We start from the raw sequence: 15,667 nt of genomic DNA, 5'->3' as shown, positions 1-15,667 counted from the left end.
TGCCGGAGAACAACGGTGCCCTAGAAACGGTATGGCGCGATCACGGTTTCGAGATCGGACGCAATCGCGGACCGATCGTTCTATCCGGCCGCCGATTCCGGGGCCCGGCGGGTGGCAAGGCACGCCCGCGCCGGATATCAAGCCCCGCTTGCCGGCGCACGCGACCGCGTGCGGGTGCGCCCCGAGAGACGATTCAGAGATCCCTGGAGGATGCCCACGATGACCACTGCGGCCGAGGTGCTGAAGACGATCCGGGACAACGACGTGCGCTACGTGGACTTCCGGTTCACCGACCCGCGCGGCAAGTGGCAGCACGTCACGTTCGACGTGTCGCTCATCGACGAGGAGATCTTCGACGAGGGCACCATGTTCGACGGCTCCTCGATCGCCGGCTGGAAGGCGATCAACGAGTCCGACATGCTGCTGATGCCGGATCCGGTGACCGCCACCCTGGATCCGTTCTTCTCGGCCGCGACCATGTCGATCGTGTGCGACGTGCTGGAGCCGGCCACCGGCGAGCCCTACGGCCGCGACCCGCGCGGCACCGCCAAGCGCGCCGAGGCCTACCTGCAGCAGACCGGCATCGGCGACACGATCTATGTCGGCCCCGAGGCCGAGTTCTTCGTGTTCGACGACGTGAAGTTCGGCGCCGACCCCTACCGCACCGGCTTCGAGCTCGACTCCACCGAGCTGCCGACCAACGGCTTCACCGATTACGAGGGCGGCAACCTCGGCCACCGGGTGCAGACCAAGGGCGGCTACTTCCCCGTCCCGCCGCAGGATTCGGCGCAGGACATGCGCGGCGAGATGCTCGCGGCCATGCAGTCCATGGGCGTGAAGGTCGAGAAGCACCACCACGAGGTGGCCTCGGCCCAGCACGAGCTCGGCATGAAGTTCGACACGCTGACCCTGCTCGCCGACCACATGCAGATTTACAAGTACTGCATCCACAACGTCGCGCAGAGCTACGGCAAGTCGGCGACGTTCATGCCCAAGCCCGTCTACGGCGACAACGGCTCGGGCATGCACGTCCACCAGTCGATCTGGAAGGACGGCAAGCCGGTCTTCGCCGGCGACAAGTATGCCGGCCTCTCCCAGGAGTGCCTCTGGTACATCGGCGGCATCATCAAGCACGCCAAGGCGCTGAACGCCTTCACCAACCCGTCGACCAACTCGTACAAGCGCCTGGTGCCGGGCTACGAGGCGCCGGTGCTGCTGGCCTACTCGGCGCGCAACCGCTCGGCCTCCTGCCGCATCCCGTGGACCAAGAGCCCGAAGGCCAAGCGCGTGGAGGTCCGCTTCCCCGACCCGATGGCGAACCCCTACCTCGCCTTCTCGGCGCTGCTGATGGCCGGCCTCGACGGCATCCGCAACAAGATCGACCCGGGTCCGGCCATGGACAAGGATCTCTACGAGCTGCCGCCGCGGGAGCTGAAGAAGATCCCGACCGTGTGCGGCTCGCTCCGCGAGGCGCTCGCCAACCTCGACAAGGACCGGGCCTTCCTCAAGGAGGGCGGCGTGTTCTCGGACGACCAGATCGACTCGTTCATCGAGCTGAAGATGACCGAGGTGCTGCGCTACGAGATGACCCCGCACCCGATCGAGTTCGTGCAGTACTACTCGCTGTAAGGTGAGTGCGGGCCGGGCACGATGCCCGGCCCGGATCTCTCCCAGGCCGGGGCCTCTCGCGGGGCCCCGGCCTTTTTCTTGGGGACGTTCCGGAGTTACCCATCCCCACCTGATTTTGCGGCGCCCGTCAGCACGAAGGCCGGGTCGGGACCTGCGCGGCCCCGGGAATGCCCTGGCCGCCGGCCGCCCAGGCGCTAGCGGTCACACGGAGCCCGCCCGATGCTTACCCTCGACCACCTCGTCGTCGTCGCGCCCGATCTCGCGGAAGGCGTGGCGCATGTCCGGGATTGCCTCGGCCTGACGATGCCGGAAGGCGGGCGCCACCGCGAGATGGGCACCCGCAACCATCTGATGCGTCTCGGCGACGCCACGTTCCTGGAGGTGATCGCTGTCGATCCCGAGGCGCCGGTCCCGCCGCGGGCGCGCTGGTTCGGCCTCGGCGATGCCGCACGGGTGCGGGCCGACTGGGATTCGGGCCGGCGGCTGCGCGGCTTCGTCGCCCGCACGGACGATCTCGACGGCGTTCTCGCCGCCCATGGCGCGCTCCTCGGCGCCGCGGCGACGATGACCCGCGGCGACCTGTCCTGGCGCTTCGCGGTGCCCCCGGGCGGGGTGTGGCCGGCGGACGGGGCAGCGCCGTGCGTCATGGATTGGGGGCAAAGCGGGAATCCGGCGGGGCGGATGCCGGATCTCGGCGCTGGTCTGGAGGCGCTCATCCTGACGCATCCGGATCCCGACGCCGTCACGGAGCTGCACGCCGCGCTCGGCCTCGCCGATCCGCCGCGGGTCGTGGCGGGCCCCGGCCCGCGCTGGACCGCCCGGATCACGACGCCGTCCGGCCCGCGGACGCTGACCTGAGCACGACGGACCCTCCTCGCCGGCCTGATCGGGTGGGTGACCGGCGAGGAGGGACTGGCCGGGACCCGGAAGCCCTGGCAACCACAACTTACCAGCGACACATCGCGGTGCGGTGACAGGAAAGTCTCACTCCGCACAGGAAGTGTGCAGAATCCTCCGCCTCCTCAAGTATGCGCGAAGATGTCGGTCTCGGGCCAGCCGTCGAGATCGAGGCGGGCCCGGGTCGGCAGGAAAGCGAAACAGGCGGCCGCGAGATCGCTGCGCCCTTCCCGGGCCAGCATCGCGTCGAGCCGGTCGCGGGCCGCGTGAAGGTGGAGCACGTCCGACGCCGCGTAATCGAGCTGGGCCTGCGACAGATTCTCGGCGCCCCAATCCGAGGATTGCTGCTGCTTCGACAGGTCGACGCCGACGAGTTCGCGGACCACGTCCTTCAGGCCGTGGCGATCCGTATAGGTCCGGGCGAGCTTCGAGGCGATCTTGGTGCAGTAGACCGGCGTTGGCATCACCCCGAGCGCCCGATACAGGACCGCCACGTCGAACCGCGCGAAGTGGAAGATCTTGAGGATTTCCGGATCGGCCAGGACGCGCTTGAGCATCACCGGCTCCGGACCGTCTTGCGGGATCTGGACCACGTCGGCCGTCCCGTCGCCGGTGGAGAGCTGCACCACGCAGAGACGATCCCGATGCGGGTTGAGCCCGAGCGTCTCTGTGTCGATGGCCACCGCCCGGCCCGCATCGTAATCGGCGGGCAGGTCGCCGCGGTGGAGACGTACGGTGGGGCTCGGCATCTTTTTCGGACCTTACGGGTTTTTCGGCCGGTAGCATCGGCGTCCAGTGCCGGCAAGCGGCCGGCCGGACGCCGGCCCGGCGGATGGAGAGGCGGATCATGACGGCAGCCGAGGTGATCGCGACGCTGGGGCTGAAACCCCATCCCGAGGGCGGCCATTACCGCGAGACCTTTCGCGATCCCCGCACGGTGGAGGGGCGCTCGGTCGGCACGGCAATCTACTTTCTGCTGGATCTCGGCGAGGTCTCGGCGTGGCACCGGGTCGACGCCACCGAGATCTGGCACTGGCATGCCGGCGCGCCGCTCGTGATCACCACGAGCCCCAACGGGCACGACGCCACGGCCCAGCATCTCGGCCCGGATCTCGCCGCGGGGCAGCGCCCGCAATGCGTCGTGCCGACCGGCCACTGGCAGACCGCCACCAGCCTGGGCGCCTGGACGCTCGTCGGTTGCACGGTCTCGCCGGGCTTCGACTTCGCCGGCTTCGAGATGGCGCCGCCGGACTGGCGGCCGACGCCGCGGCGCTAGCCTCGCTTCGGCGCCGTCCGCGACGTCCGCGACGTCCGCACCGCCGTGAGCGCCCCCGCCACGATGAGCAGGCAGGCGACCGCCAGGGCGGGGCTCGGGCTGGCATAGCCCGCCGCCACCAGGATCAGCGTCGAGAGGACCGGCGCCGCGTAGGCCGTGACACCGAGGAGCCGGACGTCGCCGCGCTTGCAGCCGATATCCCAGAGATAGAAGGCCGCCCCCACGGGCCCGAGACCCAGCAGGAGCACGGCGCCCCATTGCACCGCATCGGCCGGCCAGACCGTCGCCTCGAAGGCCAGATGGCACGCGAGGCTGAGCGCCGCCGTGGCGAGGCAGAACCCTGCGACCGCGTCGGTCGGCACCTGCCCGACCCGGGCCGAGAGCACCGAGTATCCGGCCCAGACGAAGGCCGCCGCCAGGGAGGCCGCGTAGCCCGGCAGCGCGCCCGCAGCGAAGGTGAGATCGGCCCGTCCGGCGAACAGGGCCGCGACGCCGGCGAGACCGAGGATCGCCCCGATGAGATGGCCCGGGCGCAACCCGCCCGAGCCCGGCAGGCGGGCCGAGAACAGGACGATCAGCAGCGGCCAGAGATAGTTGATCAGCCCGGCCTCGGCCGGCGGCGCGAGGCGCAGGGCGCTGAAGTAAAGGGCGTGGTAGCCGAACAGGCCTCCGACCCCGAGCAGCCAGACCGGCCAGGGCTGGATCAGGGCGCGGGCGCGGCTCGGCCGGACGATCCAGGTCGCGCAGCCGCACAGGCCGCCGATCAGGAAGGTCATGGCGGCGAGCTGGAACGGCGGCACCGTCCCGGAGGCGGCCGTGAACAGGGCGAGCAGCGACCACAGCAGGATCGCACCGAAGCCCGCGACAGTGGCGGTTGCGCTCTGCGTGCGCAGGGTCGAGATCGATGCAGGCGCGGTCATGGCGTGCCGCTATCACGCCGCTTCCGAGTCGGCGAGACCGGGGTCACGCCGCTGTCACCGTGGCCCTCTACCGGCGACCTGAAACGGGAGGTTCGCGATGCGTGCGTTCATGATCGGGCTGGGGCTGCTCCTGGGGGCGGGACCCGGCCTCGCCGGCGAGGCCGCCCAGCTCGGGCCGCGGCCCTTCTACCTCGTCGACCAGTTGAAGCCCGGCCCGCTCAAGGACACGCTCGCCGCCTGCGGAATCGACCGGACCTACACGCCCAGGACCTTCTCGATCTCGCATCGCGGCGCGCCGCTGATGTTTCCGGAGCATACACGGGAGGGGGTGCTCGCCGCCGACCGGATGGGCGCCGGGATCATCGAGTGCGACGTGGCCTTCACCAAGGACCGCCAGCTCGTCTGCCGTCACAGCCAGTGCGATCTGCACACGACCACCGACATCCTGGCCCGGCCCGAACTCGCGGCGAAATGCACGCAGGGCTTCACGCCGGCCGATCCGGCCACCGGCCGCAAGGCCTCGGCCAAGTGCTGCACCAGCGACCTGACGCTGGACGAGTTCAAGTCGCTGAACGGGAAGATGGACGCCGCCGATCCGGACGCCACCAGCGTGACGGCCTACATGAACGCGACCCCGCGCTGGCGTACCGATCTCTACGCCGGCACCGGCACGCTGATGTCCCACAAGGAGTACATCGCGCTGGTGAAGGGGCTGGGGCGGAAGTTCACCCCCGAATTGAAGGCCCCCCAGGTGCCGATGCCGTTCGACGGCACCTACACCCAGGACATGTACGCCCAGCAGCTGATCGACGAGTACCGGCAGGCCGGCATCCCGGCCTCCGACGTCTATCCGCAGAGCTTCCAGCTGCGGGACATCCTGTACTGGCTGGAGAAGGATCCGGATTTCGGCCGCCAGGCGATCTTCCTCGACGACCGCGACGAGACCGCGAAGGGTTTCGACCCGGAGAAGCCCGCCACGTGGCAGCCCGGCATGACCGAACTCGCGCAGAAGGGCGTGAAGATCCTGGCGCCGCCGCTCTGGATGCTGGTGCGGCCGGGGCCTGACGGGACGATCGAGCCCTCGACCTACGCCCGGGAGGCGAAGAAGGCCGGCCTGGGCCTGATCGCGTGGTCCCTGGAGCGCTCGGGCCCCCTGAAGGGCGGCGGCGGGTACTATTATCAATCGATCAAGCCGGTGGTGACCGGCGACGGCGACATCCTGCGGCTGCTCGATGTCCTGCACGGGCAGGTGGGCGTGCTGGGCGTCTTCTCCGACTGGCCTGCGACCACGACCTTCTACGCCAACTGCGTCGGCGCGCCCTAAGGAGTGCGGCTCAGTCGGCCCACAGGGCTACGAGGGAGAAGACGCCGGCCATCATGAAGTTGACGATGAGGAAGCCGGTGATGATCAGGGCGAGCGTCATGAGTGTTGTCTCGGGGTGAGCGATCCGGAGAACCGGCAGCAGCCCCTTGGGGCGCTGCCGGGGATGGGCGTCTCAGAGCGGGGAGAGCAGCAGGACGAGATGACCCAGATGGCCGAAATCGAGCGGCTTCCAGCCGAACCATCGCTGAAGCGGCATGTAGATCACGCACTGCACCCCGGCACTTCCGAGCATCGCCAAGACGAACCATCCCCAGTCCTGCGTGACCATCCCGATCGTGGCCGCGAACATCGCCGTCGTGGCGAAGATGAACGTGCTGGCGTTCCCCGGCCGCGGCGTGATGACGTCCGACATCGTCGATCTCCCTGATAGCGGTCAGCGGGCGCGGCAGTTCGGGCCGTACCAAGTCATGGTCCGGCGATCCATGCCGCCATCGGACGAGGCGCCGCAGATGGGGAAGCGGGGGTCGCCGCTCCGCTGCAGGCTAGCGATCTTGTAGAGATCCTGCCGGGCCTCGCGGCGGCGGTTCTGCTCGGCGAGCTGCGCCTGCCAATACAGGTTGCTGTTGGCCTGGGCGACGGCGCGCTGCTGATGGAGGCCCATCATGCACTCGGCAAAGCCGTCGGTGTCGGGCTCGAAGCCGAAGGCGTAGCACTGGTTCTGATCCATCGCGTGGCGCTCCTGCGGCGTGACGCAGGCGGCCAAGCCCAGGGCGCAGGCCGCGGCGAGACCGAGCTTCGCGACGGTGGGCAGCGTGCGGTTGAGGCTGCCCTCGCTCTGGCCGGCACGCGAAGCCGTATCGCGCAAAGAACTGTCCTGGCCGCCACCGATAAAATGAACGCCGAATTTACCGTGAAACCAGTTGTTCATGACGCCCGGGACCTCGATTTCTGTCGGCAGGACCATCCGCGAGCCGATGAAAGAAGGTCTATACGAGGCAGGTCGAATTGTTCGTGTCGCAGAACACGCGGGCGCCGGGGCCGATCGCTGCCCGCAATGCCCGTTATCCCGAAGCCGCGCGGAGACCGCGCAGGCCAGGTAGGACTTTCGTCAGGCTTGCCGGGTCAGATCGTCCGCGTCGCCGATCTGCGGGATCCGCGCGGCGTCTGGCACTCGGGCGATCAGCGGGCGCCGCCGGACTCTGGCCGCGGCGACGGTCTGCACGGGCGAAGCGCGCCCCGATGGGGAACGGGCGGCGCGCCGGCTGCGCGGCGCACTCGATGAGGCGCAGCCCGAGGCGGCCGTCATCGAAGCGATCGGACGCGAGAGGGACCGGCCGCGGGGGCCTCGGCCCTGCGTCGGGCGCGCCGGATCAATCCGGCGCGCCCGCTGGCGATCAGACGAAGTGCTGGCCGCCGTTGATGGTCAGCGTCGAACCGTTCACGAAGCCGGCCTCGTCGCTGGCGAGGTACTCGACCGCGTGCGCGATCTCGCTGGCTTCGCCCAGGCGACCCGTGGGAATCGTGGAGATGATCTTGTTGCGGATCTCCTCCGGCACCGCCATCACCATCTCGGTGGCGATGTAGCCCGGCGCGATCACGTTCACCGTGATGCCCTTGGACGCGCTCTCCTGCGCCAGGGCCTTGGCGAAGCCGATCACGCCGGCCTTGGCGGCCGAGTAGTTGGTCTGGCCGGCCTGGCCCTTCTGGCCGTTGATCGACGAGATGATGATGATGCGGCCGAAGTTGCGGCTGCGCATGCCCTCGATCAGCGGACGCGTGCAGGTGAACATCGAGTCGAGGTTGGTCTTGATGACCGCCTGCCACTTGTCGAAGGTCATCTTGTGGAAGGCACCGTCCCGCGTGATGCCGGCGTTATTCACCAGCACCTCGATCGGCCCCAGCTCGGCCTCGACGGCCTTGATGCCGGCCTCGCAGCTCGCGAGATCGCCCACGTCGAACTTGAAGACCGGGATGCCGGTCTCGGCCTTGAAGGCGTTGGCCGCCTCGTCGTTGCCGCCGTAATTGGCCGCGACCCGATAGCCCTTGTCCTTGAGCCGCTTCGAGATCGCCGCGCCGATACCGCGAGTGCCGCCCGTGACCAGGGCGACGCGTCCTTGAGCCATTGTTTCCTCCTGTGCGCATCCCGTGATGCCGCGTGCGGATGGCGTCCGCACGCGAATTTTTGTGATCTCGGCCTTAAGTCTAAGTTGTCCAGCGGGGCTGACGCCCCGCTGCGCTCAGGTCCGCTCGATGCACATCGCGACGCCCATGCCGCCGCCGATGCAGAGGGTGGCGAGGCCCTTCTTGGCGTCGCGGCGCTTCATCTCGTGCAGCAGCGTGACGAGGACGCGGGCGCCGGACGCGCCGATCGGGTGGCCGATGGCGATGGCGCCGCCGTTGACGTTCACCTTCGCGTCGTCCCAGCCCATATCCTTGTTCACCGCCAGCGCCTGAGCCGCGAAGGCCTCGTTGGCCTCGATCAGGTCGAGGTCGGAGGGCTTCCAGCCGGCCTTCTCCAGGGCCTTGCGGGAAGCCGGGATCGGGCCGGTGCCCATCACCTTGGGATCGACGCCCGCGGTCGCCCAGGACTTGATCTTGGCGAGCGGGGTCAGGCCGCGGCGCTCGGCCTCCGAGGCCGACATCAGCACGAGGGCGGCGGCGCCGTCGTTGAGGCCCGAGGCGTTGGCGGCCGTCACGGTGCCGTCCTTGGCGAAGGCCGGCTTCAGCTTGGCCATGGCCTCGATGGTGGCGCCGTCGCGGATGTACTCGTCGGTGTCGACGACGGTGTCGCCCTTCTTGCCCGGCACGGTGACGGGGACGATCTCGTCCTTGAAGCGGCCCTCCTTGCGGGCGGCCTCGGCCTTGTTCTGCGAGCGGGTCGCGAACTGGTCCTGCTGCTCGCGGGTGAGCTGGAAGGCCTGGGCGACGTTCTCGGCGGTCTGACCCATGTGGTAGCCGTTGAAGGCGTCCCAGAGCCCGTCCTTGATCATCGTGTCGACGAGCTTGACGTCGCCCATCTTCTGGCCGCCGCGCAGGTACTGCGCGTGGGGCGAGAGCGACATCGATTCCTGGCCGCCGGCGACGATGACCTTGGCGTCGCCGTTGGCGATCTGCTGCATGCCGATCGCGACCGTGCGCAGGCCCGAGCCGCAGACCTGGTTGAGGCCCCAGGCGGTGGCCTTCTCGGGAATGCCGGCCTTGATGGCCGCCTGACGGGCGGGATTCTGGCCGGCGCCCGCGGTGAGGACCTGGCCAAAGATCACCTCATCCACATCGTCGGGCGAGACCTTGGCCCGCTCGAGGGCGGCCTTGATGGCGGTCGCACCGAGCTCATGGGCCGGCACCGCCCCGAAGGCGCCGCCGAACGAGCCGACCGGCGTGCGCGCGGCCCCGACGATGACGATCTCTTCGCTGCCTGCCATGTGAACGTTCTCCTCTCGCGAGCCGGCGCGCCTTCCACGTTTTGGGGCGCGCTCTGTGCCGGCCCTGGGATGAAGGGCTTGAGATGGGCGAAGTCAAGGTTGTCTATCAAAGCGCCAAAACGTGCCGATGACGCGTCCGCGAAACTGAAATGGCGCTCCGGCCCCACACCCTCTGCATTATTCTGCGTTGAAGAGGTGCAGTTTGCTGTTTTCTGCGCCCGGGGAAGGCTTTAAGGATCGTGCTGCGGGCGCGAAGACAGCCCCGCCAGACTGCACCGCGCGTCTGCAACGCCCCCCGGTCCCGAGTCCAGAAAGGCCGTTCCCGATGGCGGATACCGTCAAGGCCACCCAGACCGTCATCAAGAAGTACGCCAACCGGCGCCTCTATCACACAGGTACCTCGACCTACGTGACGCTGGAGGACCTCGCCACGATGGTCCAGAACGGCGAGGATTTCGTCGTGTACGACGCGCGCACCGGCGACGACATCACCCGCTCGGTCCTCACGCAGATCATCTTCGAGCAGGAGAACAAGGCCGGTGCCGAGAACCTGCTCCCGGTGGCCTTTCTGCGCCAGCTGATCCGCTTCTACGGCGACAGCATGCGCACAATGGTGCCGAGCTTCCTCGAATTCTCGATGGCGAATTTTGCCAAGGATCAGGACGGGCTCCGCGAGAAATTCGCTCAGAGCTTCGGTCCGTCGGCGTTCCAGAACGCGATCGAGCAGCAGGTGCGCACCAACATGAACTTCTTCGGCGACGCCATGAAGATGTTCACAGGCTTCGGACCGCCCGCCCCCGGGACGCAGCCCCCGGCGCCGACACAGCCCACGCCCTATGCCGGGGGCGAACTGGACGATCTCAAGCGCCAGATGCTGGAGATGCAGCAGCGGCTCGAAGCGCTGGCGAAAAAGTAAATTCCCGTCGGCGCGACCGAACAAAGGGTTGACGATTAGTAAACACCGGCCCCACCTTTGCGACATCGGCACGGAAACGTGCGAAAGGTGTGCGCATGGTGCGTATCGGAACAGTCAGCCGTCTCGGCCCGACACAGGTCCGCTCCACCCGGCGCAAGCCGGTGTCGGAGCCGGACGCGGCTCCGGAGCCGGCCGAGACCGCAGCCCAGGCGCTGGTGGTGATCGATGGGGGGCGGTCCGAGGGGGAACCGGAGGGTCGGCCGGCGGATCGCGCGGGCCAAGGAAGACCCCGCGCCGGCTTTGTCGCCCAGCTGCTCACGGCCGACGATCCGACGCTGCTGCCGTCACGCCTGACACGGACCCAGATGGCCGCCGCGCGCTACGCGGAGGCCGCGCGGCGCCTCGCCTGAGGCGCCGCCTTCGCGAGGCTCAGGCCTCGGCGGACTTCACCTTGAGAACCTGACGGCCGCGATACATGCCGGTCTTCAGGTCGATGTGGTGCGGACGGCGCAGCTCGCCCGAATCCTTGTCCTCGACATAGGTCGGCGCCTTCAGGGCGTCGGCCGAGCGGCGCATGCCGCGGCGGGAGGGGGAAGTCTTTCGCTTCGGAACGGCCATGGCAGGATCCTTCGTGACGCCGCGGACAAAGCGGCGCGCGGGCGGCTCCTCAATCGAGGATCGCCACGCACACCGCGGGATACGGATGAGGGCGGGCTTATAACTCCGGCGCCGGCCCGTGGCTAGGGGTGCCGGACCACAACCGTTAAGCGCGGGCGTTAAGCGCGGGTTCAAGCAGGCCGTCGCAGATCTGCCACGACGGCACCGCGCAGCGGGCCGCGTCCTTCGGGAGAACGCCATGGCTTCCTCCACCAAGACCCTCGCCCTTCTCGCCCTCCTGTCGAGCCTCGTGGCGGCCCCCGCCCTGGCGCAGGCGCCCCAGACGCCGACGACCGCAGCGCCGACGGCCCCCGCGAAGCCCATGGCACCGAGCGCACCGGTGGCCGGATCGCCCAACGCCGCAAAGGGCGCTCTCATCGACCTCAACAGCGCCAGCAGCGAGGAACTCGACGCCCTGCCGGGTATCGGCGCGGCGCGCGCGGCCGCGATCATCAAGGGGCGGCCGTATCGCGGGAAGGACGATCTCGTCTCCAAGAAGATCATCCCGAAGACCGTCTACGACGGCATCAAGGACAAGGTCATCGCCAAGCAGAAGTAGCCGCTACTCGGCGATCGCCCCCTGAGGCATGGAGAAGCCGGGGGGCGTCTTCGGGGCCGCGGCGGCCTTCGGCGCCGCGTGCCGGGGCGCCTTCTTGCGGGCTTCGGCCTTCGGCTCCTTCGGCGCCTTGACGGCGGGCGGCGTCTCGCAGGCGCGGAAGGTGAGCTGCGCCAGCGGCGTGCCCTCCTCGGTGACGATCGCGATCGGATCGGGGAAGGTCGGCAGCGTCGACTGCCAGCGAATCGGGCCGCCGAGCATCGCCTCGATCCCCGCCGGGGCGCCGCCGCGCCGCAGCGTCGTGAAGTCAGGCCCGTAGGCGGTGGCGACCTTCCCGGCAATCACGACCTGCAGCACCTCGTTCAGTTCGGGCGTCAGCGGCCTGAGCGGGTTCGTCGTGCGGATCTGCCCGGACCGCGTGATCACCATCTTGAAGCCCTTGCCGCTCTCGAACCGGGCCGCCTGGGTCCCACAGGGCTGCTCGAGGGTCGGGCCGGCCGCCGGCGTCGGGCTCGTCGCCTGAGGGGCACTCGGCTCCGGGGCGGGAGCCGGCGCAGCGGGCGCGGTCTGTGTCGGAACGTCCGGCGCAGGCGGCTTTCCGCCCGGCGCGGCCGAAACGGACTGCGCCATCGTCAGGTAGAGGGGGCCGGCCAGCAGCAGACCGGTCGCCCCGCGCAGGCTCACCGTCATCGGCTGCCTCCGGACGGATCGCGGTGGAGCGCCTCGCTGCGCTGCGTCCTGTCGAGGGCGCGGATCGGTTCCAATTCCATCGCTTCCAGATCGAGCACTCGCGGATCGAGCACCTGTGCGCTGCGGTCGATCGGGCTCCTGCGGGGACCGACCGAGCCGATGAGCAGATCCTCGTCCTCAAGATCGAGGTCGGAGCCCATGCGCAGGGGCTCGCGCCGGCCGCGAGCCACCATCGCGGCGACGGCGACGACGGCGATGGCGAAAACCAGGATGGCCAGGATGATGAACAGGCGCTCCATAAGGAGGCAAGCTCTAACCTGCGGTTCAGGCCGCCGCCACCCCGTCGCGTGTCCGATCGCGTCCCCGATCGCGTGCGGAACGCTCCTTGCGTGCGCCGCCGGACCGGGTAGATGCGGGCAGACCGGAGCCGGGACCGACCGATGCAGCACGAGCCGAGCCGCGAGCCCGAGGAACTGGAGGCGCACCTCCTCGGACTGATTGAGGCGGCCCGGGAACAGGCCCGCGAGGACCCGTTCCGCAATCCCGTCCTGGCGGTAACCCTGGCGATCACCCGGCGGTTCGACAGGAACGAGATCTCGGCAGGCGACCTGGACGGCCTGTTCGTGCGCCTGCGCGCCGAAGCCCTGGCGGCCCGGGCGGAGCGGCTGCGGGCCTATGTCGGGCTCGATGCCAGCCCCGAGGATCCGCAGGCGGGGATTCCCGCCCGTCTCGTGGCGGCAATCCCCGACCGGTCGGACAGCGTCGAGGCCTTCGCGGCCCTCATCCACCGCACCGCCTTCGCGGTGGTGTTCACCGCCCATCCCACCTTCGGCATGCCCCGGGCGGTCGCCGGCCTCCTCGCCGAGGCCGCGAGCCTGCCCGACGCTGCGGCCCGCGCCGGGCTGATCGAACGGGCGGCGACTTTGTCCACGCGGCCGGACGCGCCGATCACCCTCGACGTCGAGTTCGAGCAGGCCTGCGCGGCGGCCAATAACGGGCGGCTCGCCCTCGACGCCTTCAACGGCGCCCTGCTCGACGCCGCCCGCGCCCGCTGGCCCGACCGCTGGACCGAACTGACGCCCCGCCCCTTCGCCATCGCCAGCTGGGTCGGCTGCGACACGGACGGGCGGACCGACATCGGATGGTGGGACACCCTCCGCTACCGGCTGATCTCGAAGCGGATGCAGTTCGACCGGGTGATGCGCGATCTGCCCGCGAGTCCCGCGTGCCGGGAGGTCCGTGCCCTCGCCGAGAACGCGCTGGCAGCGGTGAACCGCCAGCTCACCGTGGCGCCGCGCCTCGGCGACCAGCCGTCCCTCGAGGCGGTGCACCGCTTCGCCCTGGCCCTCATCATCGAGCGCGAGCGCGCCCAGACCGACGCGGGCGCCCTCGTCGCCGCGCTGACCAAGGCCCTCGAGGCTGCCGACGACGGGGCCGACAGACGGCGGATCGCGGTCCTGCGCGCGGGCGTCGCGACGCACGGCCTGTCGAACGCCCTGCCGCATTTCCGGCTGAACGCCAGCCAGATCCACAATGCGGTACGCCGGGTGATCGACCTCGAAGGCGAGCCCACCGACGCGGCCCGGCGCCGGTCGCACCTCGCGACGATCCACACCCTGCTGAACGATGTCCGGCCGGTCGCCGTCGATTTCGGGGCGCTCGCGGCCGAGCGGGCCTCGGCCGCCCGGCTGATGATGACGATCGCCCAGATCCTCAAGCACGTCGACGGCACCCATCCGGTGCGCTTCCTCATCGCCGAGACCGAGACCGGCTACACCCTGCTGGCCGCCCTCTGGCTGGCGCGGCACTACGGCATCGCCGACAAGCTGGAGATCACGCCGCTGTTCGAGACGGCAAGCGCCCTCGAACAGGGCATTCGGGTGCTCGACGACGCCCTGCGCAACCCCCACTGGCGCCAGTATCTGAAGCGCATCGGCCGGCTGACCGTGCAGTTCGGCTATTCCGATTCGGGCCGCTATGTCGGCCAGCTTGCGGCGACCTTCTGGATCGAGCGACTGCGGCTGCGCATCACCGAGATGCTGGTCCAGAACGGCCTGTCCGACGTCGAGCTCGCGATCTTCGACACGCACGGCGAATCGATCGGGCGCGGCGCCCATCCGACCTCCCTGCGCGACCGCCTCGCCTACCTCGCCCCCGAGGATGCGCGGGACCGGGCCCGCAAGGCCGGCATCCGGGTCCGGCTCGAATCGAGCTTCCAGGGCACCGACGGCTACCTGCTGTACGGCACCGAGGCGCTGGCCCGCGCCAGCGTCGCCCGCATCGCCGAGCACGTCTACGCGCTCGACGTGACGGAGGAGGATTCGTTCTCGGACTACGCCCTGAACGACCATCCCAAGGCGGCCGACGCCAAGGTCGATCCGATCTACGCCGAGCCGGATTTCGCCCTCGAATTCTTCACCGCGGCCCGCCAGGACATGGAGGCGCTGGTCGACGATCCGGGCTACGCCGCCCTGCTCGGCACCTTCGGCCCGAGCCTGATCGACCGGACCGGCTCACGTCCGGTGGCACGCCAGACCGACAATGGCGGCCCGGCGCGGATCACCCATCCGCGCCAGATGCGGGCGATCCCCAACAACGCGATCCTGCACCAGCTCGGCTTCCTGGCGAATTCCCTGCACGGGATCGGCCGGGCCGCCCAGCGCGGCCCGGACCTGTTCCGCGACATGCGCCGCGATTCGGTGCGCTTCTCCCGGGCCTTCCGGCTGGTGCAGCACGCCGCCTCGGTGGGCGACCTCGACGTGCTGCGCGCCTATATCGACACCCTCGATCCGGCCGTGTGGCTGGAGCGGGCGCGGCGCACGCAGAAGGATTTCCGCAGGGACGAGCTGGTCGTGATCTCCGGGGCCCTGGAGCGCCTCGATCTCGCCCCCGCGCTCCGGAACCTGTTCGGACGCCTGACCCGCGACTGGCTCGCCCTGCGCGCGGCCGCCCCGGACCTTCCCGCCATGTCGGCGCGGCTGACCCTGCTCCACGCCCTGCGGCTCGCGCTGATCCACCGGATCTGGTTCCTGGCGGTGCACATCCCGGGTTTCCGGCCCCAGGCGGGCATCTCACGCGAGCAGCTGCTGGAGCGCTTCCTGCGGCTGGACATCGACGGCTGCCTGAAGCTCCTCGACGCGATCTTCCCGATCACGCCGGATCCGACGCTCGGCCTGAACTTCGGCGAGCCGGCCGGCCCGCGGGACGTCGGCACCTACGAGGCGGAGCACGCCAACCTGTTCCAGCCGATCCGCCGGATGTTCGACCAGGTCCGCGAGATCTCCGGGATGATCCAGCACGAGGTCGGCGCGTTCGGATGACCGCGACGCCGTCCCGCAGGCCGAGGCCGGACGCGCGATCTGGCCCGACCTCGGCGCCGG

General features: G+C 69.6%; 17 protein-coding genes. 8 read left to right on the top strand and 9 right to left on the bottom strand.

From position 1 onward, the window contains the following. Nucleotides 1-219 precede the first annotated feature (219 nt). Both glnA and MCBMB27_RS22260 read left to right on the top strand, forming a co-directional pair. On the top strand, nt 220-1,629 hold the full coding sequence (gene glnA, locus MCBMB27_RS22265; RefSeq protein ID WP_043385529.1) for a type I glutamate--ammonia ligase: 1,410 nt from the start codon (nt 220-222) through the stop codon (nt 1,627-1,629). A gap of 219 nt (nt 1,630-1,848) precedes the next feature. Then, on the top strand, nt 1,849-2,487 hold the full coding sequence (locus MCBMB27_RS22260) for a VOC family protein (protein ID WP_043385532.1): 639 nt from the start codon (nt 1,849-1,851) through the stop codon (nt 2,485-2,487). Nucleotides 2,488-2,651: 164 nt separating this feature from the next. Here MCBMB27_RS22260 and MCBMB27_RS22255 read toward each other — a convergent pair whose 3' ends face one another. Continuing rightward, nucleotides 2,652-3,275 carry a ribonuclease D gene (locus MCBMB27_RS22255; protein ID WP_043347481.1) on the bottom strand — a complete coding sequence of 208 codons (624 nt, stop codon included), beginning with the start codon at nt 3,273-3,275 and terminating at the stop codon, nt 2,652-2,654. 98 nt (nt 3,276-3,373) lie between these two features. Here MCBMB27_RS22255 and MCBMB27_RS22250 point away from each other — a divergent pair, with 98 nt between their 5' ends. Then, on the top strand, nt 3,374-3,802 hold the full coding sequence (locus MCBMB27_RS22250) for a cupin domain-containing protein (RefSeq protein WP_078947133.1): 429 nt from the start codon (nt 3,374-3,376) through the stop codon (nt 3,800-3,802). Here the strand turns inward: MCBMB27_RS22250 and yddG are convergent. Then, a complete protein-coding gene (yddG, locus tag MCBMB27_RS22245) occupies nt 3,799-4,722 on the bottom strand; it encodes an aromatic amino acid exporter YddG (RefSeq protein WP_051044680.1) in 924 nt (307 codons plus the stop codon). The two genes, MCBMB27_RS22250 and yddG, sit on opposite strands and share 4 nt — an antisense overlap. Nucleotides 4,723-4,819: 97 nt before the next feature. On the opposite strand from yddG, the gene MCBMB27_RS22240 reads away from it, so the two are divergent. Next, complete coding sequence (locus tag MCBMB27_RS22240; protein WP_043347473.1) at nt 4,820-6,046, top strand: glycerophosphodiester phosphodiesterase family protein; 1,227 nt, start codon at nt 4,820-4,822, stop codon at nt 6,044-6,046. A gap of 172 nt (nt 6,047-6,218) precedes the next feature. Here the strand turns inward: MCBMB27_RS22240 and MCBMB27_RS22235 are convergent, their stop codons facing one another. From MCBMB27_RS22235 to MCBMB27_RS22220, 4 genes are all read right to left on the bottom strand, one after another. Beyond that, nucleotides 6,219-6,458: a hypothetical protein gene (locus MCBMB27_RS22235; RefSeq protein WP_043347471.1), complete on the bottom strand. Its 240-nt coding sequence runs from the start codon at nt 6,456-6,458 to the stop codon at nt 6,219-6,221. Nucleotides 6,459-6,479: 21 nt separating this feature from the next. Continuing rightward, entirely contained in the window at nt 6,480-6,911 is a 432-nt protein-coding gene (locus MCBMB27_RS22230; protein WP_081948722.1) for a hypothetical protein, read from the bottom strand. A gap of 529 nt (nt 6,912-7,440) precedes the next feature. Beyond that, complete coding sequence (gene phbB / locus MCBMB27_RS22225; RefSeq protein ID WP_043347469.1) at nt 7,441-8,169, bottom strand: acetoacetyl-CoA reductase; 729 nt, start codon at nt 8,167-8,169, stop codon at nt 7,441-7,443. A 114-nt stretch (nt 8,170-8,283) separates the two neighbouring features. After that, on the bottom strand, nt 8,284-9,468 hold the full coding sequence (locus MCBMB27_RS22220) for an acetyl-CoA C-acetyltransferase (protein ID WP_043347468.1): 1,185 nt from the start codon (nt 9,466-9,468) through the stop codon (nt 8,284-8,286). Between the two features lie 325 nt (nt 9,469-9,793). On the opposite strand from MCBMB27_RS22220, the gene phaR reads away from it, so the two are divergent. Beyond that, complete coding sequence (gene phaR, locus MCBMB27_RS22215) at nt 9,794-10,384, top strand: polyhydroxyalkanoate synthesis repressor PhaR (RefSeq protein WP_043385545.1); 591 nt, start codon at nt 9,794-9,796, stop codon at nt 10,382-10,384. 95 nt (nt 10,385-10,479) lie between these two features. Beyond that, nucleotides 10,480-10,794: a hypothetical protein gene (locus MCBMB27_RS22210; protein ID WP_043357354.1), complete on the top strand. Its 315-nt coding sequence runs from the start codon at nt 10,480-10,482 to the stop codon at nt 10,792-10,794. Nucleotides 10,795-10,813: 19 nt separating this feature from the next. Here MCBMB27_RS22210 and rpmF read toward each other — a convergent pair whose 3' ends face one another. Then, on the bottom strand, nt 10,814-11,002 hold the full coding sequence (gene rpmF / locus MCBMB27_RS22205) for a 50S ribosomal protein L32 (protein WP_003601373.1): 189 nt from the start codon (nt 11,000-11,002) through the stop codon (nt 10,814-10,816). Between the two features lie 238 nt (nt 11,003-11,240). On the opposite strand from rpmF, the gene MCBMB27_RS22200 reads away from it, so the two are divergent. Next, nucleotides 11,241-11,600 (top strand): helix-hairpin-helix domain-containing protein, encoded by a 360-nt coding sequence (locus tag MCBMB27_RS22200; protein WP_075381290.1) that lies wholly within the window; start codon nt 11,241-11,243, stop codon nt 11,598-11,600. A 3-nt stretch (nt 11,601-11,603) separates the two neighbouring features. Here MCBMB27_RS22200 and MCBMB27_RS22195 read toward each other — a convergent pair whose 3' ends face one another. After that, on the bottom strand, nt 11,604-12,287 hold the full coding sequence (locus MCBMB27_RS22195; RefSeq protein ID WP_075381289.1) for a hypothetical protein: 684 nt from the start codon (nt 12,285-12,287) through the stop codon (nt 11,604-11,606). Continuing rightward, on the bottom strand, nt 12,284-12,586 hold the full coding sequence (locus tag MCBMB27_RS22190; protein WP_075381288.1) for a hypothetical protein: 303 nt from the start codon (nt 12,584-12,586) through the stop codon (nt 12,284-12,286). The genes MCBMB27_RS22195 and MCBMB27_RS22190 overlap by 4 nt, the downstream gene beginning before the upstream one ends. A 141-nt stretch (nt 12,587-12,727) precedes the next feature. Between MCBMB27_RS22190 and MCBMB27_RS22185 the strand changes: the two genes are divergently transcribed. Next, a complete protein-coding gene (locus MCBMB27_RS22185; RefSeq protein ID WP_043357361.1) occupies nt 12,728-15,607 on the top strand; it encodes a phosphoenolpyruvate carboxylase in 2,880 nt (959 codons plus the stop codon). Nucleotides 15,608-15,667 lie beyond the last annotated feature (60 nt).

Source organism: Methylobacterium phyllosphaerae, assembly GCF_001936175.1.
Classification (GTDB): domain Bacteria; phylum Pseudomonadota; class Alphaproteobacteria; order Rhizobiales; family Beijerinckiaceae; genus Methylobacterium; species Methylobacterium fujisawaense.
The sequence above is the reverse complement of the archived record's forward strand: the minus strand, read 5'-3'. Positions and strand labels throughout refer to the sequence as shown.